22 protein-coding genes are annotated in these 20,385 nt (G+C 43.5%); 13 read left to right on the top strand and 9 right to left on the bottom strand.

Annotated features, from left to right (window positions below; translation table 11 throughout):
* The first annotated feature begins 153 nt into the window (after positions 1-153).
* From ACED45_RS19300 to ACED45_RS19240, 13 genes are all read left to right on the top strand, one after another.
* Positions 154-1,146, top strand: coding sequence for an ABC transporter substrate-binding protein (locus ACED45_RS19300; RefSeq protein WP_371714792.1), 993 nt, complete (start codon positions 154-156; stop codon positions 1,144-1,146).
* 147 nt (positions 1,147-1,293) lie between these two features.
* Positions 1,294-2,193, top strand: coding sequence for an ABC transporter permease (locus tag ACED45_RS19295; RefSeq protein ID WP_371714791.1), 900 nt, complete (start codon positions 1,294-1,296; stop codon positions 2,191-2,193).
* Positions 2,186-3,418, top strand: coding sequence for a quaternary amine ABC transporter ATP-binding protein (locus ACED45_RS19290; protein ID WP_371714790.1), 1,233 nt, complete (start codon positions 2,186-2,188; stop codon positions 3,416-3,418). Before ACED45_RS19295 ends, ACED45_RS19290 begins: the two co-directional genes overlap by 8 nt.
* Positions 3,419-3,797: 379 nt before the next feature.
* Positions 3,798-4,202, top strand: coding sequence for an Hpt domain-containing protein (locus ACED45_RS19285; protein WP_017059589.1), 405 nt, complete (start codon positions 3,798-3,800; stop codon positions 4,200-4,202).
* Positions 4,203-4,425: 223 nt separating this feature from the next.
* Positions 4,426-5,937, top strand: a complete 1,512-nt coding sequence (locus tag ACED45_RS19280; protein WP_017059588.1) for a sigma-54-dependent transcriptional regulator — start codon at positions 4,426-4,428, stop codon at positions 5,935-5,937.
* Positions 5,918-7,024 carry a glycosyltransferase family 4 protein gene (locus ACED45_RS19275; protein WP_371714789.1) on the top strand — a complete coding sequence of 369 codons (1,107 nt, stop codon included), beginning with the start codon at positions 5,918-5,920 and terminating at the stop codon, positions 7,022-7,024. Before ACED45_RS19280 ends, ACED45_RS19275 begins: the two co-directional genes overlap by 20 nt.
* A gap of 250 nt (positions 7,025-7,274) precedes the next feature.
* Entirely contained in the window at positions 7,275-8,651 is a 1,377-nt protein-coding gene (locus ACED45_RS19270) for an O-antigen ligase family protein (RefSeq protein WP_146491555.1), read from the top strand.
* 92 nt (positions 8,652-8,743) lie between these two features.
* On the top strand, positions 8,744-9,529 hold the full coding sequence (locus tag ACED45_RS19265; protein ID WP_371714788.1) for an acyltransferase: 786 nt from the start codon (positions 8,744-8,746) through the stop codon (positions 9,527-9,529).
* The gene (locus ACED45_RS19260; protein WP_371714787.1) at positions 9,522-10,640 is read left to right on the top strand and encodes a glycosyltransferase; all 1,119 of its coding nucleotides are present in this window, start codon (positions 9,522-9,524) and stop codon (positions 10,638-10,640) included. Before ACED45_RS19265 ends, ACED45_RS19260 begins: the two co-directional genes overlap by 8 nt.
* Positions 10,637-12,061: a GumC family protein gene (locus ACED45_RS19255; protein WP_017063900.1), complete on the top strand. Its 1,425-nt coding sequence runs from the start codon at positions 10,637-10,639 to the stop codon at positions 12,059-12,061. Before ACED45_RS19260 ends, ACED45_RS19255 begins: the two co-directional genes overlap by 4 nt.
* Before the next feature lie 367 nt (positions 12,062-12,428).
* The gene (locus ACED45_RS19250; protein WP_017070860.1) at positions 12,429-13,529 is read left to right on the top strand and encodes a glycosyltransferase; all 1,101 of its coding nucleotides are present in this window, start codon (positions 12,429-12,431) and stop codon (positions 13,527-13,529) included.
* Entirely contained in the window at positions 13,526-14,713 is a 1,188-nt protein-coding gene (locus tag ACED45_RS19245) for a glycosyltransferase family 2 protein (RefSeq protein WP_371714786.1), read from the top strand. The genes ACED45_RS19250 and ACED45_RS19245 overlap by 4 nt, the downstream gene beginning before the upstream one ends.
* Before the next feature lie 9 nt (positions 14,714-14,722).
* Positions 14,723-15,382, top strand: coding sequence for a sugar transferase (locus ACED45_RS19240; RefSeq protein WP_017063903.1), 660 nt, complete (start codon positions 14,723-14,725; stop codon positions 15,380-15,382).
* A gap of 260 nt (positions 15,383-15,642) precedes the next feature.
* On the opposite strand, the gene ACED45_RS19235 is transcribed toward ACED45_RS19240, so the two are convergent.
* The 9 genes from ACED45_RS19235 to ACED45_RS19195 form a co-directional block, all read right to left on the bottom strand.
* Entirely contained in the window at positions 15,643-16,158 is a 516-nt protein-coding gene (locus tag ACED45_RS19235; protein WP_171732990.1) for a GNAT family N-acetyltransferase, read from the bottom strand.
* Positions 16,159-16,236: 78 nt separating this feature from the next.
* Positions 16,237-16,518, bottom strand: a complete 282-nt coding sequence (locus tag ACED45_RS19230) for a hypothetical protein (protein ID WP_017059577.1) — start codon at positions 16,516-16,518, stop codon at positions 16,237-16,239.
* 194 nt (positions 16,519-16,712) lie between these two features.
* Complete coding sequence (locus tag ACED45_RS19225; RefSeq protein ID WP_371714785.1) at positions 16,713-17,117, bottom strand: DUF1801 domain-containing protein; 405 nt, start codon at positions 17,115-17,117, stop codon at positions 16,713-16,715.
* A gap of 104 nt (positions 17,118-17,221) precedes the next feature.
* Positions 17,222-17,674, bottom strand: a complete 453-nt coding sequence (locus ACED45_RS19220; protein ID WP_371714784.1) for a hypothetical protein — start codon at positions 17,672-17,674, stop codon at positions 17,222-17,224.
* A 26-nt stretch (positions 17,675-17,700) separates the two neighbouring features.
* Positions 17,701-18,123 (bottom strand): hypothetical protein, encoded by a 423-nt coding sequence (locus ACED45_RS19215; RefSeq protein WP_371714783.1) that lies wholly within the window; start codon positions 18,121-18,123, stop codon positions 17,701-17,703.
* A 207-nt stretch (positions 18,124-18,330) separates the two neighbouring features.
* Positions 18,331-18,813, bottom strand: coding sequence for an AAA family ATPase (locus ACED45_RS19210; protein ID WP_371714782.1), 483 nt, complete (start codon positions 18,811-18,813; stop codon positions 18,331-18,333).
* The gene (locus ACED45_RS19205) at positions 18,810-19,016 is read right to left on the bottom strand and encodes a hypothetical protein (RefSeq protein ID WP_371714781.1); all 207 of its coding nucleotides are present in this window, start codon (positions 19,014-19,016) and stop codon (positions 18,810-18,812) included. Before ACED45_RS19205 ends, ACED45_RS19210 begins: the two co-directional genes overlap by 4 nt.
* A gap of 147 nt (positions 19,017-19,163) precedes the next feature.
* Entirely contained in the window at positions 19,164-19,631 is a 468-nt protein-coding gene (locus ACED45_RS19200) for a hypothetical protein (protein WP_371714780.1), read from the bottom strand.
* A gap of 133 nt (positions 19,632-19,764) precedes the next feature.
* Positions 19,765-20,313: a hypothetical protein gene (locus ACED45_RS19195; protein WP_371714779.1), complete on the bottom strand. Its 549-nt coding sequence runs from the start codon at positions 20,311-20,313 to the stop codon at positions 19,765-19,767.
* Between the last annotated feature and the right edge of the window lie 72 nt (positions 20,314-20,385).

Here is a 20,385-nt window from a genome sequence, read left to right as displayed (position 1 = left end):
TCTGTGTAACACCTTATTTACTGTTATTTAGACTCATCCTCCCTTTTGCTCAAATGGTTTAAATTCAACGGAAAGGATCGCCAAAGAGCAATTTAGATAGTCAACTTACCTTGACTAGCTCAGTTGTATTATTAAAGAGAAAGGAACCTCAATATGAAATACAAGTTAAGCTCCGTATTTTTGTTAGTAGCAGCAGCCAGCGGTAATGCTAACGCTAGAGAATGTGGCAGCGTAACAATTGCAGATATGAACTGGAACTCTGCAACACTGATCGCCAATATCGACCAATTCATCCTTGAACATGGTTATGGGTGTGATGCTGAACTTATCCCTGGCGACACTATGCCAACAGGCACGTCTATGATCGAAAAAGGCCAGCCTGATGTTGCACCTGAACTTTGGAGCAACAGCTTAAAAGACGCATTAGATAAAGGTGTTGAAGAAAAACGTCTTCGCTACGCAGGTAAAGCACTTGTGAACGGCGGTGAAGAAGGCTTTTGGGTTCCAGCTTACCTAGTAAAACAGTACCCTGAAATGGCAACCATCGAAGGCGTACGCAAAAACGCAAGCTTATTCAAACACCCTGAAGATCCAGATACATCTGCATTCTACAGCTGCCCTGCAGGCTGGAACTGTCAGATCAGCGCCGGAAACTTGTTTAATGCTCTTGAGCTAGAAAACAGCGGTTTCACGATTGTTGATCCAGGCTCGAGTGCCGGCTTATCTGGCTCTATCGCAAAAGCTTATGAACGTGAAGAAGCTTGGTTTGGTTACTACTGGGCACCAACCGCTGTGCTAGGTAAATACGACATGGTTAAAGTCGACTTTGGCAGTGGCGTTAATGAGGAAGAGTTCCTTAACTGTACCACTAAAGAAGATTGTGAATCGCCAAAAGCGACCATGTACCCGCCTTCACCTGTTCACACGATTACCACTGAAAGTTTTGCGTCACGTGCTCCTGAAGCCTACGACTACTTTACTAAACGTGGTTTCACAAACGACAAAATGAACTCGCTACTTGCTTGGATGGAAGACAACCAAGCTGATGGCGAAGAAGCGAGTCTGCATTTCTTAAGTGAATTCCCAGAAGTATGGCACCCATGGGTTTCTGAAGAAGTGGCTAAGAAAGTTGAAGCTCAGCTGTAAGAGCTTGATTTAATAACAAGTAATTACGCTTCAACAATAAAACAGAAATAACGTCGCTATACTTGATGTTATTCATGATTCGGAGCCCTTTTCATTAGCGATTTTCTTATCGCATGGACAAGTGGCTCCGAACTATAAGGATATAAAATGGCTGACAGCAATTGGTTATCAAGCTTTCCAGAGATGGAACGCGGTGATTTACGAACCATAAAAAAGACGCTAGATGGCGCATACCGTGAATTTTCCCGTGAATACGGCGAAATGATTGAATCTCTCTTTGACCCTCTTCTTTCATTCCTCGTTTGGTTGGAAAAACTCCTTATCTCAACACCTTGGATTATAGTCCTGGCTGTGTGTACCAGCCTTGTCTACGCAGCAAGCCGTTCTTGGAAACTGGCTCTAGGCTGTGTTGCTTCTCTACTTCTCATTGGTTACTTTGGAATGTGGGAAGACACCATGCGGACGCTCAGTATCATCACTGTATGTACCTTGGTTTCAATATTCTTGGGCATTCCGATTGGTATTGCGATGGCTCGTTCAAATCGAGCTCAGTCAATTGTTACGCCGATGCTCGATATCATGCAAACCATGCCTGCGTTCGTTTATTTGATTCCAGTGGTAATGCTACTGGGCATCGGTAAGATTCCAGGGCTAATCGCCGTGGTTATCTACGCGATCCCACCTGTAATTCGTCTAACTAACCTAGGCATACGCTTAGTTGATAAAGAAGTCCTTGAAGCCGCTACCGCTTTCGGTGCGAGCAAAAAGCAACGCTTATGGGGTGTTCAACTTCCTCTAGCAATGCCAACGATCATGGCGGGTATTAACCAAACCATCATGATGGCACTGTCTATGGTTGTTATCGCATCCATGATTGGTGTGAAAGGCCTAGGACAACCGGTTCTCAAATCGATTACTAACCAGTACTTCACATTAGGCTTGATGAATGGTTTCGCCATCGTTGCCCTCGCAATCCTTTTTGACCGCGCTTCACAAGCGTACGCAAGAAGAACTAATGCGCATTTAGGAGGATTCAAGCATGACTAAACCATTGATTGAAATTAGTGGTCTGTACAAGGTGTTTGGACCGAAACCAATGTCTGTTATGAACCGAGTTCAAAACGGCGAACACAAAGATCAGATTCTTGCGGATACGGGTCATACCGTTGGTTTGAAAGAGATCAACCTTGAGATTAACCGTGGTGAAATCTTCGTTATCATGGGGCTTTCTGGCTCGGGTAAATCGACGCTGATTCGCCACTTCAACCGTTTGATTGACCCGACTCAAGGTAAAATCATGGTTGAAGGCATTGATGTGATGAGCCTCAACACTAAACAGCTAGAAGAGTTCCGTCGTCATAAAATGTCGATGGTATTCCAACGCTTTGGCTTAATGCCTCATCGCACTGTGGTTGAAAACGTTGCGTACGGGTTGGAAGTACAAGGCATCAAAAAAGAAGAACGTTTAGCAAAAGCCAACGAATGGTTAGAAACCGTGGGCTTGAAAGGTTACGGCAAGCAATACCCTGCGCAACTTTCAGGTGGTCAGCAACAACGTGTTGGCCTTTCTCGCGCTCTGTGTACTAACGCTGAAATCTTGTTAATGGATGAAGCCTTTTCGGCACTTGACCCTTTGATTCGAAGTGAAATGCAAGACCAGCTTATTGAACTTCAAGAGAAGCTTCATAAGACGATTGTTTTCATCACACATGATCTGGACGAAGCACTCCGCCTAGGCGATAGAATCGCAATTTTGAAAGACGGCGAGTTAGTACAACAAGGCACACCACATGAGATTCTGCTAAATCCAGCCGATGATTACGTGGAAGCGTTCGTGAAAGACGTAAACCGTGCTCGTGCACTGACCGTTGAAACCGTTATGCAGCCTCCTCTGTATCGAATCACATCAGAAACAATTGAGGGTGCTTTGGCACAAATGAAGATGCTTAAAAACGATTACGCTTATCACGTAACAGATGACGGCTATCAAGGCCTAGTCACACAAGAAAGTCTACAAGACGCCGTTGAAGATTCATCGGTACATGATTTTAGTGATGAGATATACGAAGAAGTCCCTGCCATCTTACCAGATGCGGTGATTGAAGAAGTGCTACCGGACACTATGTCTTGTGACTACTCTCTTCCAGTTGTTGATGAAGACGGTAATCTAAAAGGTGAACTCGAGAGAAGCGCTGTTGCTGATATCTTCTCAGAAAGTAGCGAGGAAGAAGTAGAAGCCGACCCAAAGCCAAAGATTGATAAAGCTTCGTAGTCCTACTTTTCGTGATTTAAAGCTCGGCTGTTTAAATTATCGCTATTTGCGTTATCGCTATTTAGATTAGCCCAAACTGCTTACCCCGCTCTAAGACCACTGTTGTTAATTCACTGCAGTGGTCTTTTTTATTTGTATCGGGCTCGTTTTCTTCTGAGATCTAACCGCACCTTAGGCTTTATAGGCACCTAAGTTTATATTTCATAAGAGAAAACAAAATAAAATCAGTCCGTTAGGTTTGTCACAAACCCAATAGCAAGATGAGTGAGATGCCAATTAAATGCTCTATTTGTACGGCAACCAGTTGAAATTATTCTAGAAAATGACTAAAACTTAATAGTATTAACAGATATTAAGCTCAATAAAAGGACTTAGTTTGATGAATTCTACTTTAGCGTCAGACGCAGCTACAAATCTAAACTCACAACAAGTGAGCGAGCTTGTCGATGAAAGCGTTCTGGAGCAAATGATTCGCGATACAAGTGCGGACATTATCCCTATCTTGATCGACCATTATGTCGAAGAATCACAAACACGCTTGGTCGCTATAAAAGAGGCAGTCACGCAGAAAGACGCTCAAACACTTGAGTTCGAGGTCCACACTCTCGGCAGCACAGCGCTTTCGTTAGGTAATCGCCCTTTGGGTGAATTAGCTCGAGCTTTAGAAAAGCTATGTTTAGAACAGAGTCATGATGCGGCATTTCGACAAGTTGATGAATTACTAGAGCTCGCAGAGCGTTCAATAAAAGCCTTGCTTGAAAGGAAAGAGGCAGGCTTCAGCTAGCTTTGCATGTTCATTATCGGTATCAGATTAAAAACTCAAAACAGTCGTTATTAATATAGTCGCCATAAGATGGGCTCCATCATGAACAGCAATGCGAGAAGTTATACAGGCCGCTTCTTAAAAGATTGCATGTGGTAGATAACAAATGCACAAGACTCGTATTGATGGTTGCATATCACTATGTTATTGATTGGTTAGGATAAAGTTTCAAAAGGAATACACAATGCGCCCTAAGGTATTGTTAGTTGAAGACTCCACCTCACTCGCCGTACTCTACAAGCAGTACGTAAAAGACGAGCCCTATGATATTTTCCACGTCGAAACCGGCGCGGAAGCTAAGACCTTCATTGAAAGGCACTCTCCACAGCTTGTGATTCTCGACCTTAAGCTTCCTGACATGCCAGGCGAAGAAGTCTTAGATTGGATTACTGCTAACGAAATACCGACCGCTGTCATCATCGCGACAGCGCATGGTTCAGTAAACATCGCGGTAGACCTTATCCAACGCGGTGCAGAAGACTTCTTAGAGAAACCCATTCAAGCCGATCGACTCAAGACCTCTGTTAGCTTGCATCTAAAAAGAGCGAAACTCGAAAACCTCGTCGATAACATGCAAAGCAAATTCGATCGTGATCGTTTTCATAATTTCATTGGCTCTTGCCTACCCATGCAGGCGGTTTACAAGATCATTGATTCGGTAGCACCAACCACTGCCAGCGTGTTTATTAACGGCGAAAGTGGTACAGGTAAAGAAGTGTGTGCGGAAGCGATTCACCAAGAGAGTCAGCGTAATGGTAAACCCTTCGTGGCCATTAACTGCGGCGCTATCCCTCGAGACCTAATGGAGAGTGAAATCTTCGGTCACGTTAAAGGTGCGTTTACCGGTGCGACAACCGACCGGAAAGGTGCAGCAATGCAAGCGCATGGCGGTACCCTATTTCTCGATGAGCTTTGTGAAATGGAACTGGAGATGCAGAAGAAGCTCCTCAGATTTTTGCAAACTGGTACGTTTACTCCACTCGGTGGCAACCGCGAGATTAAAGTGGATGTCAGAATTATCTGTGCGACCAACCGCGATCCACTGGTTGAAGTAGAAGAAGGACGTTTTAGAGAAGACCTTTACTATCGTGTTCACGTTGTGCCTATCGAAATGCCACCGCTTCGTGAACGAGGAAGTGACATTGTCACCCTATCTAATCACTTCTTGAAACTGTACGCGAAGCAAGACAAGAAGAAGTTCAAATCAATAGACAAAGAAACGCAGAATCTACTTAAACGTTATGCGTGGCCAGGCAATGTGCGTCAGTTGCAAAACATCATCCGTAACATCGTGGTGTTGAACAATGAAACGAGCGTGACTAAAGACATGTTACCGCCTCCGATTAATAAAGTAGATGCCGCTCCATCATCTAAATCAGTGACACCAATTCGAGTAACTGCGCCTCAACCTGCAGTTGTTGAAGCACCAGAAGCTAAGTTGCCACCGATTACTCCGGAAGAGTTGGAACAATCGTCAGTTGCTCAAGCTCACAACGAGCCGATGACGCCTGCATTTACCACAAGCGAAGGTGCTATTCGTCCAATGTGGCAAATAGAACGTGAAGCCATTCAACATGCCATCAATCATTGCGATGGGAATGTGTTAAACGCTGCTGTGCTGTTAGAACTTAGCCCTTCTACTGTTTATCGTAAGAAACAGGCTTGGGAATCGGAAGATGAGTACAATCAAGCCTAACCAAGGTATACTCGACATAAACCTTCATGAGATTTGGCTGTTGATCGACAGCCAAACTTTTGGAGGCATAGAAACGCATGTTTTAGAATTAGCACAAGGCCTGATATCGGAAAGCGCTCAGTATTCAGAGGCTGTTCGTATCGTTCTTTTGACTAAGTTTAATCCTGAAGCGATCATCGTTGAAAAGTTGAATGCGCTGAACATCCCTTTTAGTTACCTCTCCGATTTAGCCTCATGTTCTGTAGATTCAAATGGCAATAGCGCGACACAGCTGAAACGTGCAGTTCAACATTATCAACCAAGGCTTATCCATGCTCATGGTTACAAAGCCAGTTTGGTCAGCAAGTTAATCAAGCTTCCGCCTCGTTTCAACAACACAAAGCAAATCACCACTTATCACGCAGGTGAAACCCCAACAGGCAAAGTATGGCTTTATGATTGGCTCGACCGTTACAGCAGTTTTCTTTCTGATCAGTCGCTCGTGGTCAGTGAAAAGATTAAAGCGAAAGTGCCGAGTAAAACCTATCAATTGAATAACTTTGTTAAAATGCCAACAGGGTTAACAAACTCCCGTTCATCAAGCCCATTCCATGTTGGTTTTGTGGGGCGATTAAGCCGTGAAAAAGCGCCTGATCGATTTGTTGCATTAGCCAAACAGTTTCCTGATGTTTGGTTTGAGCTTTTTGGTGACGGACCAGAAATGGACGTCTTAGTTAAATCGCAGCCTGATAATGTGACCTTTCATGGGCATCAGACCAATATGGATGACGTCTGGAGCCAAATCGATCTGTTAATCATCCCTTCTCGCTTTGAAGGCTTACCTATGGCGGCATTAGAAGCCATGATTCGTGGCATTCCCGTTCTCGCCACCTCAGTTGGTAACTTGCCTCAACTCATCGAGCATCAAGTTAACGGCTACCTTGCAAATTCAGAAGCTGAGCTAGAACAGTTTTTATCTTTGTGGATGTCATTGACGAGCGAACAACGTGACTCTCTCAAGAGTAACGCGATAAAAACCGTCAAAAGCCAATACTCACCGCAAGCTGTTGTCCCGCAGTTGTTGGAGATCTATCAACTCGACCGCTAAAACGAGTCGTAGTCAGGAATTGGTCACTTTGGCTTAACGATTTGGGCATCCGAGTCAGTTTTATAGTGATTCTCAAAATGAAAAACCTCAACTCAAAACTAACACCCCTCTGTAATGTAGCTTTAAATCAGTAACTTAAATAAAATGCATAACTGGCACTCGCTTTGCAATATTTAACATCAGGCGTCGCTACGCCTTAAAAAGTTTGCGAGCCGAGTCATGAAGAGTTTATTTGCGAATAGAGGTAACAATGATTAACCCTGAAGCCAATAGATTGCCAGTCATCATTACGATCAGTGCCTTGTGTGTTGGCCTTGGTGTTGTTTGGTACTTTGTGCCTCATCCTGCTGTAATTGTAGCGCTAGCTCTTGTGCCATTAGCCGGATTATTCGTTTTAAACAAGACATTTTGGTTAGTGTTACTGTTCGTTGTCTTTTCATTTTTCCGAATTCACGAAGCCATACCTCAACTCTATTCACTAAAAATACCGCTTATGCTCTCACTAGGCGCTCTATCAGCCCTACTTTGGCATGCATTAATCAGTAAAGAGCTTAAAATTTTCTGGCACCCTTGTTTAAATTGGCTCGCGATATTCTGGGGTTTGGTCTTCATCGGTATTATCTTCGCGTCTAACAGACCTATTGCTTTGGCAGAATTCAAAGGTGTGTATTGGAAAATAATGGTGATGACCCTTGCTATTGTTTGGCTAGTTAACAGCGCAGAGTATTTGGTCAAGACTTCGACCGCTATTATTTGTGCAGGATCATTAGTCGCCGGCATCGCGATTAACAATTCAATCCATGGTATTGGCCTAGTTGAAGGTAGCCGCGTAACAATAGGTCGTGATTTTGGCTCAATGTTAGGCGACCCGAATGACCTCTCTCTAGTTCTTATGTTCCCACTCGCCTTTGCTATCAGCCAAGTGGTCACGACGGGAATTCCACTTTCAAAACGTATCATCAGTGTCGGTGTAACGGTACTTTTACTTGCTGCAGTCATTGCCACACAAAGCCGTGGTGGCCTGCTTGGCTCGCTTGCTGTTATCGGGATATTTGCATTTAAAGTAATTCGTTCAAAATCACTGCTGATTACTTTGGGGGCAATAGGAGCGATTGGTCTTTACTTTGTCGCAGGGATTTCAGATCGAGCATCAGGCGGCGCGGCTGAGCAAGGAGTCGACGAGTCTGCGATGGGGCGGATTTACGCGTGGGAAGCTGCTTTCAAAATGGCACTAGACAACCCATTAACCGGAGTCGGTTTAGATAACTTCTTTTCCAACTACTTCTTCTACAGTCCTCACTGGGATGGTTTAAATCACGCAGTTCACAGTACTTGGTTCGGCGTACTCGCTGAAACTGGATTTCTAGGACTGATCATATTTGTGATACTGATTACCTCGCTGATCAAAACGATACGCTTAACACTCAAACAACTTTCAGAAACCACCAACACAGTAGACCCAAACCTTAATGCTGCTGCTTACGCTGTATATGCAGGGTTAATCGGCACCATAGTCTCTGGTACTTTCCTGACACAAGGCTTCAATTGGCCTATTTATATACTCTCAGCACTGGTTGTTGCTATTGCGAACATCTCTCAAACTGCCTGTCAAAAAGAGAAAATCTAAAGACACATTCGTAACCAATTGAAAATTATAAACTTATTAAATGGCACAGTATATGAAAGTACTTCTATATAACAAAATTGAGGAGTTTCATTATGACGTCAGTATCTATACATCAATTCAAACATTGGCTTAAGTTTCACCCCAATTCTCGAATTAGAAATGTGTTTTTCATTTTGAAAAATATAAGAAGCGCAGAACTACCAACTCCAAAAGTCTTTAATCGCTGCCTGTACCAAGGTCACAAGCTTGTCGTGAATATGGTGTCTGGCTTTACTCGATTCTTCTACTGGACACCAGCTTTCAAAGGTCGTGTCGCTCAATGTGGCAAACGTCTCTATTTGTATGGAGGCCTCCCTTTCGTTAGCGGCCCAGTACAAATTTCGATTGGCGACAACTGCCGTATCTCTGGCCACACGACATTCTCTGGTTGTACTCAACAACTTGAAGGCTTGGAACACCCACTATTGTCGATTGGCAATAACGTCGACATTGGTTGGCAGTCGACTATCGCTGTTGGAGGTAAAGTGGTTATCTCTGACAACGTACGAATCGCAGGCGGCGCTTTTCTATTTGGATACTCTGGACACCCGCTTGATGCAAAACGCCGAGCGCTAGGTGAAGGTGACGACCCTCAGCAAATCGGTGACATCATTCTTGAACCCGATGTTTGGTTAGGCACGAATGTGACGGTTAAAGGTGGCGTAACCATCGGCGAAGGTGCCGTAATAGCCGCAGGCAGCGTAGTAACAAAGAACATCCCGGCTTTTGCAATCGCAGGCGGTAACCCAGCTCGAGTTGTCGGTCACATTAAACCCGTTGAAGTGACAGAATCCGATATGTTCGATTCGTTAGAGACTCATGGAGGTGACCATGCGTGATTTAATCGTATTTGGTGAAGACTTTGGTGGCCTACCTTCATCGACTCAACATTTAGTTCGTCACCTTGCTAAGCAACACAAAGTCTTATGGGTCAACTCTATTGGCTTAAGACAACCGAAGCTGTCCGCTAAAGATGCCAGCCGAGCGTTCAACAAGTTGTTTGGTAAAACCAAGGCCGTAACTCAAAACATGCTCGACTCTGAGGGACACGACAACATTACTATCGTTAACTTAAAGACAATCCCTGCGCCTGCTTCTAAATTTTCTAGAAAGTTGGCTCAGCAAATGATGTTGCACCAACTAAAACCGGTTATTGCAGAGCTTAATCTTAACGCGCCTATCCTATGGACTTCTCTTCCGACCGCTGTTGATTTGTGCGGACACTTAGGCGAGTCATCTGTGGTCTATTACTGCGGTGATGATTTTAGCGCGCTGGCTGGTATTGATCATGACACCGTTGCACAGCACGAATCAGAGCTAATCGAAAAATCAACGCTTATATTCGCGGCTAGCAAAAAATTGATGGATAAATTTCCAAAGCATAAAGCGCACTTGCTACCACATGGTGTCGACGTAGACCTATTTTCAACACCCGCACCAAGAGCAAAAGATTTACCAAGCAACCACCGCCCTATTGCTGGTTTTTATGGCAGCCTTTCTAAGTGGCTTGATTATGAAATGATTGATCATGTTGCGAATGCGATGCCGGAATGGGACTTTGTTTTCATAGGTCCAAACGAGCTTGATACGCTCATGCTGCCTAAGTTGAGTAACGTACATTACCTTGGCCCTCGTCCACACCACACGCTACCAAGCTATTCTCAACACTGGGATGTGAGCTTGTTGCCGTTTGTTGATAACGAGCAGATCCGAGCGTGTAGCCCACTCAAACTAATGGAATACCTTGCGGCGGGCACACCAATTATCACAACACCGTTCCCTGCTTTGGTTCCATATCAAGGGCACGTAACCACGGTTGGCAGTGCCAACCAAATGATTTGGGCGCTTGATCATGCACGCGAGCTAAGCAACTCACCTATCTCTGTCGTCGAACAAGAGAGCTGGCAGAACCGTGGTAACTTCGTACATTGGATGTTGGAGCTATTATGAATAATCTGAAATTGCGGTTATTAGTCATCATCAATGCGATGTGGCGCCAACGCTACGTTATCGTTCTGCCAATGCTTATTTTGCCCTTTGTAGGCTTTGGTGTGAGCAAGTTGGCTCCAACTAAATATGACGCGCATACCAGTATGTTGATTCAAGAAACGGCCAAGATGAATCCATTCTTGGAAGACATTGCCGTTTCGACGATGCTCAAAGATCGACTTAACGCATTGAGAACACTGCTTCACAGTCGACATGTGCTTTACTCGGTCGCTGATGAACTGCAATTAACCACGCCAGATATGCCTGAAATTGAGAAACAAGAGATCATTACTGACCTGTCTCAACGTCTAACGGTGACTCAGCTTGGAAAAGATTTTCTAAAGATAAGTCTAACGTCGAACACACCAAATGGAATGGAAGCGACGCTGCGCTCGGTAAGTGAACATTTCATTGAACAGTTACTTGCACCGGAACGTTCATCGATTGAAGATTCAAGTAACTTCTTGAAAATCCATATCGACAAACGTAGCGCAGAGCTTGCAGAAGCAGAAGAAGCGCTAGCTGCATACATGAATGAGAATGTTCATTCGACGCCTGAGGTACAGAGCCAAAGTTTGAATCGCTTAGCTTCACTCAAACAAACATTGGCAGAAAAAGAGGCCGAGTTATCGGGTGTCGAAAAAAGTTTAGGGTCAATCGACCAACAACTTTCAAGAACCAACCCTGTGATCGGTAAATTAGAAGACCAGATCATCGACATTCGTAGCGACCTTACCTTGTTACAAGCTAAATACACGGACAAGCACAGTGCTGTGCAAGCTAAAGTGCGTGAGCTAGACAGACTAGAGAATGAACGTAAGAGTTTGCTCGAGGTAACCCAGCCAACGATGAACAGCGACCAGCTTTGGGACATCGCAAGTAGTACGACACTGAACAAACTTTCTGATACCCAACCTCTTCTGGTCACTCAATTACACAGCCTACAGCTGGTTCGTGCTCGCTTTGAGTCTTTAACTGAAGAGACCAAAAGCCTTCGAACTATGATTTTCGAATTAGAACACAAGGCCAATAACTTCGGCGAAAATGCAAAAGAGATGTACCGCCTTAAACGTCAAGTTGAAATCAAACGTCAACTATATGATGAACTGACAGAGCGTTATGAAATGGCTCAACTAACGGGTTCGCTTGGTGTATTCGAGCAAAACAAACGTGTGAAGATTATCGATTTGCCTTTCACACCGAGTGTCAAATCTAACATGCCGACTTTTGTTTTTATTCTGGCTGGATTCGTTGCAGGTATCGGTTTGGGTATTGGTTTAGCGGTATTGTTTGAACTGTTTGATTCTTCAATCAAACGCAAAGACGAAATCGAAGATATCTTGGGTGTCCCTGTGATAACGGTGATCCCTAAAATGAGCTAGTCAGCCTCAAAGCCATTTTTGACTTGCTAGATTCACAGCTTTCTAGTTTCCAAGCTTCGTGCATCCTAGAGCAAAACGCCAACACTCGGTTGGCGTTTTGTTTATTTAGAGCCCCAAGTTCTAATGCTACTTTCGATTTACCCAAGCCCTATGATTCAAACTGCCATTCAATTGTATTTTGTTTTGATTCCCATTTTGAGAAATGAAAACTGCCCTAGAATTAAATAATCTAAACAACTGAAAAATAACGGTTATTTAATTGGCACAACTCCTGCAATCTCCTTGTGTAGTTAAACGTTTTAAAGAAGTTACTTCAAGAGAAACGTCAGAAAGGCGAAACAACAATTATAAAGGCAGGGTCCAAACTATGAATACGCATTTAACGAAGCATGGCAAAAAGATCATACACGTTGTTCAGCACCTTGCACCGGGTGGATTAGAAACCCTAACTCTGGATCTGCTCCGCCTTGCTAAACCAACAGACCAAGTGTTGATTGTCAGTTTAGAGGGTACTAAACAAGAGTCTATAAACAACTGGCCGAAGCTAGAGCCATACAAAAAGCAAATCGTCTTTTTGGATAAAGCACCAGGCGTACAATTCAATATCATTATTAAGCTAATTAAAGCCTTCAACGCGATTCGCCCTGATGTGGTTCATACCCATCATATTGGCCCACTGTTATACGCTGGTTATGCCGCTCGCGTAACCGGGGTTCCAACTCGAATCCATACCGAACATGACGCTTGGCATCTGAACAACAACAAACGTCGTCGATTACAAGCGCTTGCTTTAAAAGCTGCTCAACCAACGTTAGTTGCCGACGCGACACGTGTTTATAACCAACTACGCACTGCTTTTTCTTATGAGAACATCATTACCATCAAAAATGGCGTTGATTGTGAGAAGTTTAAGCCAATGTCGAAAGAACACGCGAGAGCAAAACTAAACCTGCCGACAGACAAACACATCATCGGTTGTGCAGGTCGACTAGAACATGTCAAAGGCCAAGACCAACTTATTAAAGCACTGACTCTTTTACCTGCAAACATGGTTGTCGCATTGGCTGGCGGCGGTACTAAACGCAATCAACTAGAGCAACTGACTAGCCGCTTGAATCTGAGTGACCGAGTCATCTTTCTTGGCTTAGTTGAAGACATGACCACGTTTTACGGAGCGTTGGATACGTTCTGCCTACCTTCACGCCACGAAGGGCTGCCGCTTTCTACACTTGAAGCTCAAGCATGCAATATTCCAACCGTCGCAATGGACGTTGGTGCCGTCGATGAAACCTTATGTCCAGTCAGCGGCGCCCTCGTCAAAAGCGGCAGCATTGTGGGGTTAGCTAGTGCGCTATTAGAAAAGCAAAATGAACGCTTTTTGTCACCTCGTCGCTACGTACTCGAAAACTTCGACATCATCAAAATGGTTTCGTCTTACAACGATATATCAGAAGGAGCTTACGCATGATTGATTGGTTGCTTGCGGGACTTTGTTTGTTTTCAGGTGCGTTGATTGTCTATCATCACGCAGCCTACCCTTTGTTACTGCGTTGGTATGCGAAAAGCCACCCCGCACGCAAAGTTGAAGAGAGTCATCGTTGCTACAAAGAGGAACAGCAAGATTGCACGTTGCCGACCATCACCGTTCTTGTTCCTGCATTTAACGAAGAACAGTGGATCGCAGACAAGATTCGTAACCTTGCTTCACTCGATTACCCAAAAAAGAAGTTGGAAGTCATTATCGCTTGCGATGGTTGCACTGATAACACAGTCGCCATTGCACAAATGACCATACAAGAAGCGATGTGCAGTGATGTCTATTTTGAAATACATGACCATCAAGTAAACCGAGGTAAAGTCGCGGTTGTTAATGAAGAAGTGACACGTATAACCAGTGATATCACGGCGATGAGTGATGTTTCTGCCCTTATTTCATTGGATGCTTTGCTTATAGCTGCCGCTCATTTTGAAAGTGACAAGGTTGGAGTGGTAAACGCAACGTATCAACTTTGTCCAACAGGCAATGAAGGCGAAAACACGTATTGGCAGTACCAAACCGCGGTTAAAGAGTCTGAGGCTTCATTAGGTTCTAGCTTGGGTTCTCATGGCGCTTTCTACTTGTTTAGAACACACCTGTTTGAACTGCTTCCACTCAACACTATTAATGATGATTTCATCTTACCGATGCAAATCGTTAAACAAGGTTACATCGCCGAATACGAAACCCAAATGGTTGCATTAGAGCTAGAAGAATCGAACCTAGAAACAGACTTCAAAAGAAGACTTCGTATTTCAGCGGGCAACATGCAACAAGCGATTCGATTATTTGCCTTGTTCAGCCCGAAGTTTAAAGGCATCGCGTTTGCGTTCTTTTCAGGAAAAGGGCTTCGCCTACTCACTCCATATTTAATGATTGTGTGCTTAGTGTGCTCAATCTTACTTAGCAACTACTTGGTATTTGAAGCGCTGTTATGGGCTCAAGTTGCCGTTTATACCATTGGCGTCCTTGGCTGGATCTTGCCAAAGCGTCTAGTAAACAAACCTATTTCATTAATCTCTTATTTGATAGTTGGACACTACGCCAACTTCATTGGTGGCATTCGTTACCTAATCGGACTAGAAAACTCACCTTGGACACGAGCAAATCATTAAGGACTTATTATGATGAACATCGAACAGCTATCTACCCAAAACCTATACCAATACAAAATCTCACGTGCTAAACGTACTTTCGATTTTGTAAGCTCACTGATTGCTTTGATTTTGCTAGCGCCCGTATTTCCGTTGATTGCGATGGCGATTGCACTCACTTCTCGTGGCCCTATTTTCTACCGTCAATTGCGCGTTGGTAAATCGACACCGGAGAAAATGGAAATCTTTGAGATCATGAAATTCCGTAGCATGTACGAGGATGCAGAAACTCGCTCTGGTGCAGTTTGGGCTACCGCGAATGACCCACGAATCACGCCTGTTGGCCGCTTTTTGAGAAAGACACGTCTTGATGAACTGCCACAACTGATCAATGTACTGAAAGGTGAAATGTCTCTAATTGGCCCGCGCCCTGAACGCCCTACTTTTTACACCAAACTAGAGAACGAAATTCCTTACTTTGCCGACCGCACATACGGTGTAATGCCTGGTATTACAGGGCTTGCACAAGTAAATCAAGGTTACGACACCTGTATTGATGATGTACGTCGTAAAGTAGGTTTTGACCACAGTTATGCACTAAGCCTATGTTCGGTTAAGTCTTGGATTGCCGCTGATCTCAGCATCATCTCTAAAACAATCATCGTAATGGTAGATGGTCGAGGTCGCTAAACCAGTATGGTCTAATGTGGATACAAAGCCTGTTTTCTATAAAGCCTTAGGGGGCGATTGGAAAGTCGCTAATGAAACACAGAGTGCCGAATTAGCCCACGTTAACTAGACTCGCTGCTCTCGGTTCTCAGTTGAATGGTGTAATAAGGTTTCTTCCCTATCAATTGACGTAAACATTGGCAATGAATGTATAACGCAGATGTGGCTTGAGTTAGGGATTAGAAATTAAGAGCTGAGAGCTCAGAGTTAAGAGTTAAGAATTAAGAGTTAAGACGAGAAAGCTTATATTCATAGAAAACCACAGCACTTTCGTCAGAGGCTTGCTCAACAAAACCTAGCTTTTTAAGTAAGTTGGCAGAGGCTATGTTTGAACGATCGACACCGCCAATCAGTGTTGACCATGACTCCATTTTAGCGACTTCTGTGATGAAACCCTTCAGTAGCTCACTCGCTAAACCCTTGCCCCAGAACTCTTCTGCAAGCAAGTAGCCAATATGAGCATCACTTTCGTCTTCTACATAAGCGAACAGAAAACCAATCAATTGATTATCGTTGGATTTCACTTGAAGTAAGCGGCTCCCCGACAACATTCGGTCGAGCCAAATTTCAGCCAGCTCACCTGACACAATACCATGAAAGTATGGTGGAAGGTTTTCAACGACTGACGGGATTAGAATGCCAGGTACTCGCTCAAGCAGAGCCGAACGTTCAGGAACAGTAAGTTCACCTGCGACTTCTTCTACTTTTAGTCTTTGAGTTTCAAACGAGATCGCCATGTGTCCTGCCCAATTTGATAAAAATGTGGATTATACACCTGAGTTCTCGTGTTGGCTTCGTTTCCAGGCTAAAGCAAACTAAAGAACTGCCACGCCTTCAACTTCAATCACTGAGTTAACATTTGCTCGCTCGATTATCTTGAGTAACGTCGTTTGAACTAATTCATTATCTCGGATTTCGGTTTCACAAGAAAAACGCTCTTCTTGAACACCATCGCCCTCACCCAGCATAAATTGAACTGCGACTTCCGTTGCGAGATCTTTGGTCGTCCCGTAATACGCTAACGTGATTTTTGGGTATCCGTGGTCGCCCTTTTTAACCTGCTTTGCGATACGTTTCTTGGCTTTATCTAAATTCATGCAACTTCCTTTTAAGTCTGAAATACAAGGTGACTAGAACACCTTTTTAAACGGTAAGCAATACAATCAGCGTTGGTTATCGAGTTTCCCTAGCCTCTTGATACTAATCAAGATGGTACAGTCTTAGCACTTTAAAGAGTGATAGCTAGAACACAGAAAACCTGTTTAAGAAATATAATGACAGCGCGTAAGAATTACGCGCCAAGAAGCGGCAGGTGTTTTCGTTGTTGATAAGTTAAGGCTAACTCTAAGCACTGCTTGATTGGTGCTTTGGGAAGTGCTTCTGTTAGGTTCAAGACGATTGCCCGTTTACCTTGAAATGCCAATGTGCCATCGTGCAATTCTCTGAATGTGTCGATTAGCTTCGTTTGACAGTTAAAGAACAAGTAATAGTTGTTTGGTGATTTCAATTTCCAGTCAATTCGAATTGGGCTGCCCGTCTTAACGCTGTAACTCGGCTCGCCCCATTTCAGAGACTCTTCGACTTCACCTAAATCCAAATCAGAGCAAAGCTCAAAGATTAATGAACGCAACTCTTCAAGCCGAGCTCGAACATCATCGGGATACTCGTCGAAATGTGTTTTGATTGCTTGGTCCATTCAACCTCCGATTCATTTGTTGTGATATTAAAGTGCAGCTCACTTAAAGCATAGAGCCTTAAACATTAGTCCAACTTGAAACGAAAAGTGCCAAGCCTCGTAAATCAATTTTGAGTTATCTGTTCGTTAGCGGTTTTCAAGGCCAGCTTTAAACCGTCCGTATCCTTACAACCAATGTAAACATGCTTTCCATCGCTTAAGCTTAACTTCAACGCTGAACCTATCGATGCATTATACAACCAACCATCGCTCAGCATTCGGATACCAATACCTTGATACCACTTGCTTTGATAGAACGATGTCTCGGTAATGTCTGACACCTCTACATTCTTACGCCAAAAGCCAAAGCCGAAATACCAGCTTAGTGCATTGTCTTTGACCTCAATTGTCATGGAGAAAAAGAGCAAAGCAATTAAACCATTGATGGCGTGAGCGATTAATGTCCCGGGGTTATTATCCGAGGTAACGACAATGAAAGCACTTATCGCAACAAGGATGAGCAGCAATCCCTTGTTGAATTCCTTACTATAAAACACGGCGACAACTCCTATAGACAACGAACAACCCACTAACTAGCCAACAGTTATCTTACTGCAGCCTTTCTAAATAATCGTAGCAAGTAATGCAGGCATACTCCCACAACCAAACCAAGTAGCATCGCCTTGATACTACCAACCCAAAGTATCAAACCAGAATAACCTTGTCCCGGACCTAAGCCTTGTTTATTAATCACATCGACGAACATAAATCCGTTCCACAGCACATGCAGTGAGGCTGTAAATCCATGCACACAAATTGCGACGGTTCCAAGTAACTTGTACTTGCTAATGACTGGTGTGCCACAAAAAATGACGACAAGCGCAAAGGTCAAAATCAGAGGGCCAGACAGTACTAAAGTGAGTGTGATGACTTCAAAGTGTCTCTCTATGCCATAACTGTATGTACAAAATACCATTGTCATTGAAAACAAAAGCGAAATGAGTGCGAACCATAGCGTTCTATTCATTGGGGTTCCCTGCCTTAATAGTGGGTTTAGGACAAATTCGATAATCGACAGGAAGAACTAATTACCAAAAATACGGCATGAGAAATGCCCTTGTTACACGACTATTCGATGGACGACTCAGACTTTCATAAACCCAATGTAACGAGAGACTTAGAACACAAGCTATATAACAAAAACGCCACTCACCTTCGCGCCTGACTGCATACCTTATTGAGCTTCCTGTTGAACCCAAACAACATTTTCATTTGAAGTTGGAACCTCAAACCAAGACCAAAACAGATCTAACATTTCAGGTGTCATTTCATAAGACTTACCATTGAGTTCCGAGTTACGGTTAAATGCCCTCTCCTTACAAGTCTCAAACGGGACATCAAGGTAGTGAACTTCGCTGTCCACGCCTAGGTTTGATGCCCAGCTTGTAAAAGAATCCCGATCAGACTCACGCCAAAAACCGAAGTCAAAAATCACCGGAACACCCAAGGAAAACAGCTGCATTGCAGACTCCTTGAATAAACCTTGTAGCGTAGCCAGCCGGCGATCAAAAACCTCACGCTCCATATGCTCGCCATACAAAGGAATCATCCACTCATCAATCGAGAAACGAAAGGCGCCATGCTTTTCTGCAAGCGCTTTCGAGTAAGTTGTTTTACCCGAGCCAATAAAGCCACATACGAAATAGATTTTAGTCATGATGCCTCTTTAGTCTCCTTATTACGCATGATTCTTTCTTTTAAAAGTGTACCAATACTGCTAACTACAAACGTAAAAGCAAACGCCACCATTGGCCGATAGAAATCAAACGCACCATCTGTCATAAAAAAGTACTGATGAATGGCGACACCAAAGCCAACACCTAATGCGAGCTTCAGATTCTTGAAAATTCCTTTTTTCATGTCCATTCCCTCGTAGAAAGTAACACTATGTATAGGTGTGAGTGACGCTACGACCAGATCTTAAATCATTGCGACATAAACATTGAAATTGAAGTAAACCGAAAATGCCATAGGTTTGCCGTCACTCTTAAGTAACTTGTTAGTTTTTTACACTAAGCGATCTTTGAACATACCTAGCAGTTGGCAATGGCAGTCCTGTAATCTATCAATACAATCTTCCATATACTTTAAGTTCTGATCGTATTCATGCTTTAGGTGTTCTGGATATTCCAAGGAACACATTTCTACATAATTAAACCAACTTGAAGCATTAGAATCGACTTCATTCAGCCAATCTATTAATTGGCTATCAAAGTAAAAATCAGCAAGGGCCAGAGCCTCCTGAAACTCTTCATAAAGTGTGCTATCGACTTTACGGTAGCTATCCGTGTTTCGTAAAAGTCGCTGGACTGACATGTATATTTTTAACCTATCAGCTTTTTGCTCTCTCTTTTCTTTCTCCGCACTCAATTTCCATTGTTGGTAAGCAATATAGGCAACTGAAACTGCAATTACAGGGCTTAACAATGCAGAGAAAATATCGAGAAGATGCTTTACGAGGTCTAATTGTTCCAAATGTAACTCCATTAAAACTAGCCGCGTTAAGTGGTGAGCAACGCTACCACCCAGCCTAAACCATTGTGCCGTAAACACTAAAGCTGATTCAAACCGAAACTGCCAAGCGTTGCGAATCTGCCTTAAACGTTTGTTAGTTGCGTTCCAAAGTTTTAGGACATTTCTCAGCGTGATTTTCCAATGACTTTAGGAATGACCCGCAACTATTACATCTACTTTTACCGCTTAAACGATGAGAAACATCATTGCTTAATATGTATTTTTGCCAGTAGTCTGGGTGACTCTGACTCACATGCTGAACGATATCTACAACCATTTTCCCACAATAAGTGCACTCTGTTTTTTGCTTGGGATCTGCTTTGGCTTTTTTAGGTTTAGTTTTAGGAATGTCTACTCCGTATTCGTACTCAATAAAATCTAAGACTTCATCTAATGCACGAATAATGTGTAACTGGTTTGCTCCAAAAGCATAGTGTGCTGCCTGCAAATCATGGTCAGTAACATCAGGTTTAATACTGGTTCTTGTACTCAAACCATTGATTCTGATTGGATACCTAAAAGCACGCCCCTCACCCAACCACTCTCCATTTGCACCCCAGTTTTGAATATTACCGTTGTAGCAACTTGAGCCGATTATTTTTTCGAGTTTTATAAGTAACTCTTTCCTAGTTAATTTAGCCAATTTTCCTCCTAAGCAACTAGACATAATGACCCCCACGAAAGGTGCTAGCCTCCAATATCGTGGGTTAGCTTA

It is taken from the genome of Vibrio crassostreae (genome assembly GCF_041439375.1).
Classification (GTDB): domain Bacteria; phylum Pseudomonadota; class Gammaproteobacteria; order Enterobacterales; family Vibrionaceae; genus Vibrio; species Vibrio crassostreae_D.
Note: the sequence above shows the minus strand (reverse complement) of the source record. Positions and strands in the feature narration are given on the sequence as shown.

What these genes read in the sequence shown, in the direction of transcription:
- ACED45_RS19300 (WP_371714792.1), top strand. Translation starts at nt 154, where the DNA reads ATGAAATACAAGTTAAGCTCCGTATTTTTGTTAGTAGCAGCAGCCAGC.
- ACED45_RS19295 (WP_371714791.1), top strand. Translation starts at nt 1,294, where the DNA reads ATGGCTGACAGCAATTGGTTATCAAGCTTTCCAGAGATGGAACGCGGT.
- ACED45_RS19290 (WP_371714790.1), top strand. Translation starts at nt 2,186, where the DNA reads ATGACTAAACCATTGATTGAAATTAGTGGTCTGTACAAGGTGTTTGGA.
- ACED45_RS19285 (WP_017059589.1), top strand. Translation starts at nt 3,798, where the DNA reads ATGAATTCTACTTTAGCGTCAGACGCAGCTACAAATCTAAACTCACAA.
- ACED45_RS19280 (WP_017059588.1), top strand. Translation starts at nt 4,426, where the DNA reads ATGCGCCCTAAGGTATTGTTAGTTGAAGACTCCACCTCACTCGCCGTA.
- ACED45_RS19275 (WP_371714789.1), top strand. Translation starts at nt 5,918, where the DNA reads ATGAGTACAATCAAGCCTAACCAAGGTATACTCGACATAAACCTTCAT.
- ACED45_RS19270 (WP_146491555.1), top strand. Translation starts at nt 7,275, where the DNA reads ATGATTAACCCTGAAGCCAATAGATTGCCAGTCATCATTACGATCAGT.
- ACED45_RS19265 (WP_371714788.1), top strand. Translation starts at nt 8,744, where the DNA reads ATGACGTCAGTATCTATACATCAATTCAAACATTGGCTTAAGTTTCAC.
- ACED45_RS19260 (WP_371714787.1), top strand. Translation starts at nt 9,522, where the DNA reads ATGCGTGATTTAATCGTATTTGGTGAAGACTTTGGTGGCCTACCTTCA.
- ACED45_RS19255 (WP_017063900.1), top strand. Translation starts at nt 10,637, where the DNA reads ATGAATAATCTGAAATTGCGGTTATTAGTCATCATCAATGCGATGTGG.
- ACED45_RS19250 (WP_017070860.1), top strand. Translation starts at nt 12,429, where the DNA reads ATGAATACGCATTTAACGAAGCATGGCAAAAAGATCATACACGTTGTT.
- ACED45_RS19245 (WP_371714786.1), top strand. Translation starts at nt 13,526, where the DNA reads ATGATTGATTGGTTGCTTGCGGGACTTTGTTTGTTTTCAGGTGCGTTG.
- ACED45_RS19240 (WP_017063903.1), top strand. Translation starts at nt 14,723, where the DNA reads ATGATGAACATCGAACAGCTATCTACCCAAAACCTATACCAATACAAA.
- ACED45_RS19235 (WP_171732990.1), bottom strand. Translation starts at nt 16,158, where the DNA reads ATGGCGATCTCGTTTGAAACTCAAAGACTAAAAGTAGAAGAAGTCGCA.
- ACED45_RS19230 (WP_017059577.1), bottom strand. Translation starts at nt 16,518, where the DNA reads ATGAATTTAGATAAAGCCAAGAAACGTATCGCAAAGCAGGTTAAAAAG.
- ACED45_RS19225 (WP_371714785.1), bottom strand. Translation starts at nt 17,117, where the DNA reads ATGGACCAAGCAATCAAAACACATTTCGACGAGTATCCCGATGATGTT.
- ACED45_RS19215 (WP_371714783.1), bottom strand. Translation starts at nt 18,123, where the DNA reads ATGAATAGAACGCTATGGTTCGCACTCATTTCGCTTTTGTTTTCAATG.
- ACED45_RS19210 (WP_371714782.1), bottom strand. Translation starts at nt 18,813, where the DNA reads ATGACTAAAATCTATTTCGTATGTGGCTTTATTGGCTCGGGTAAAACA.
- ACED45_RS19205 (WP_371714781.1), bottom strand. Translation starts at nt 19,016, where the DNA reads ATGAAAAAAGGAATTTTCAAGAATCTGAAGCTCGCATTAGGTGTTGGC.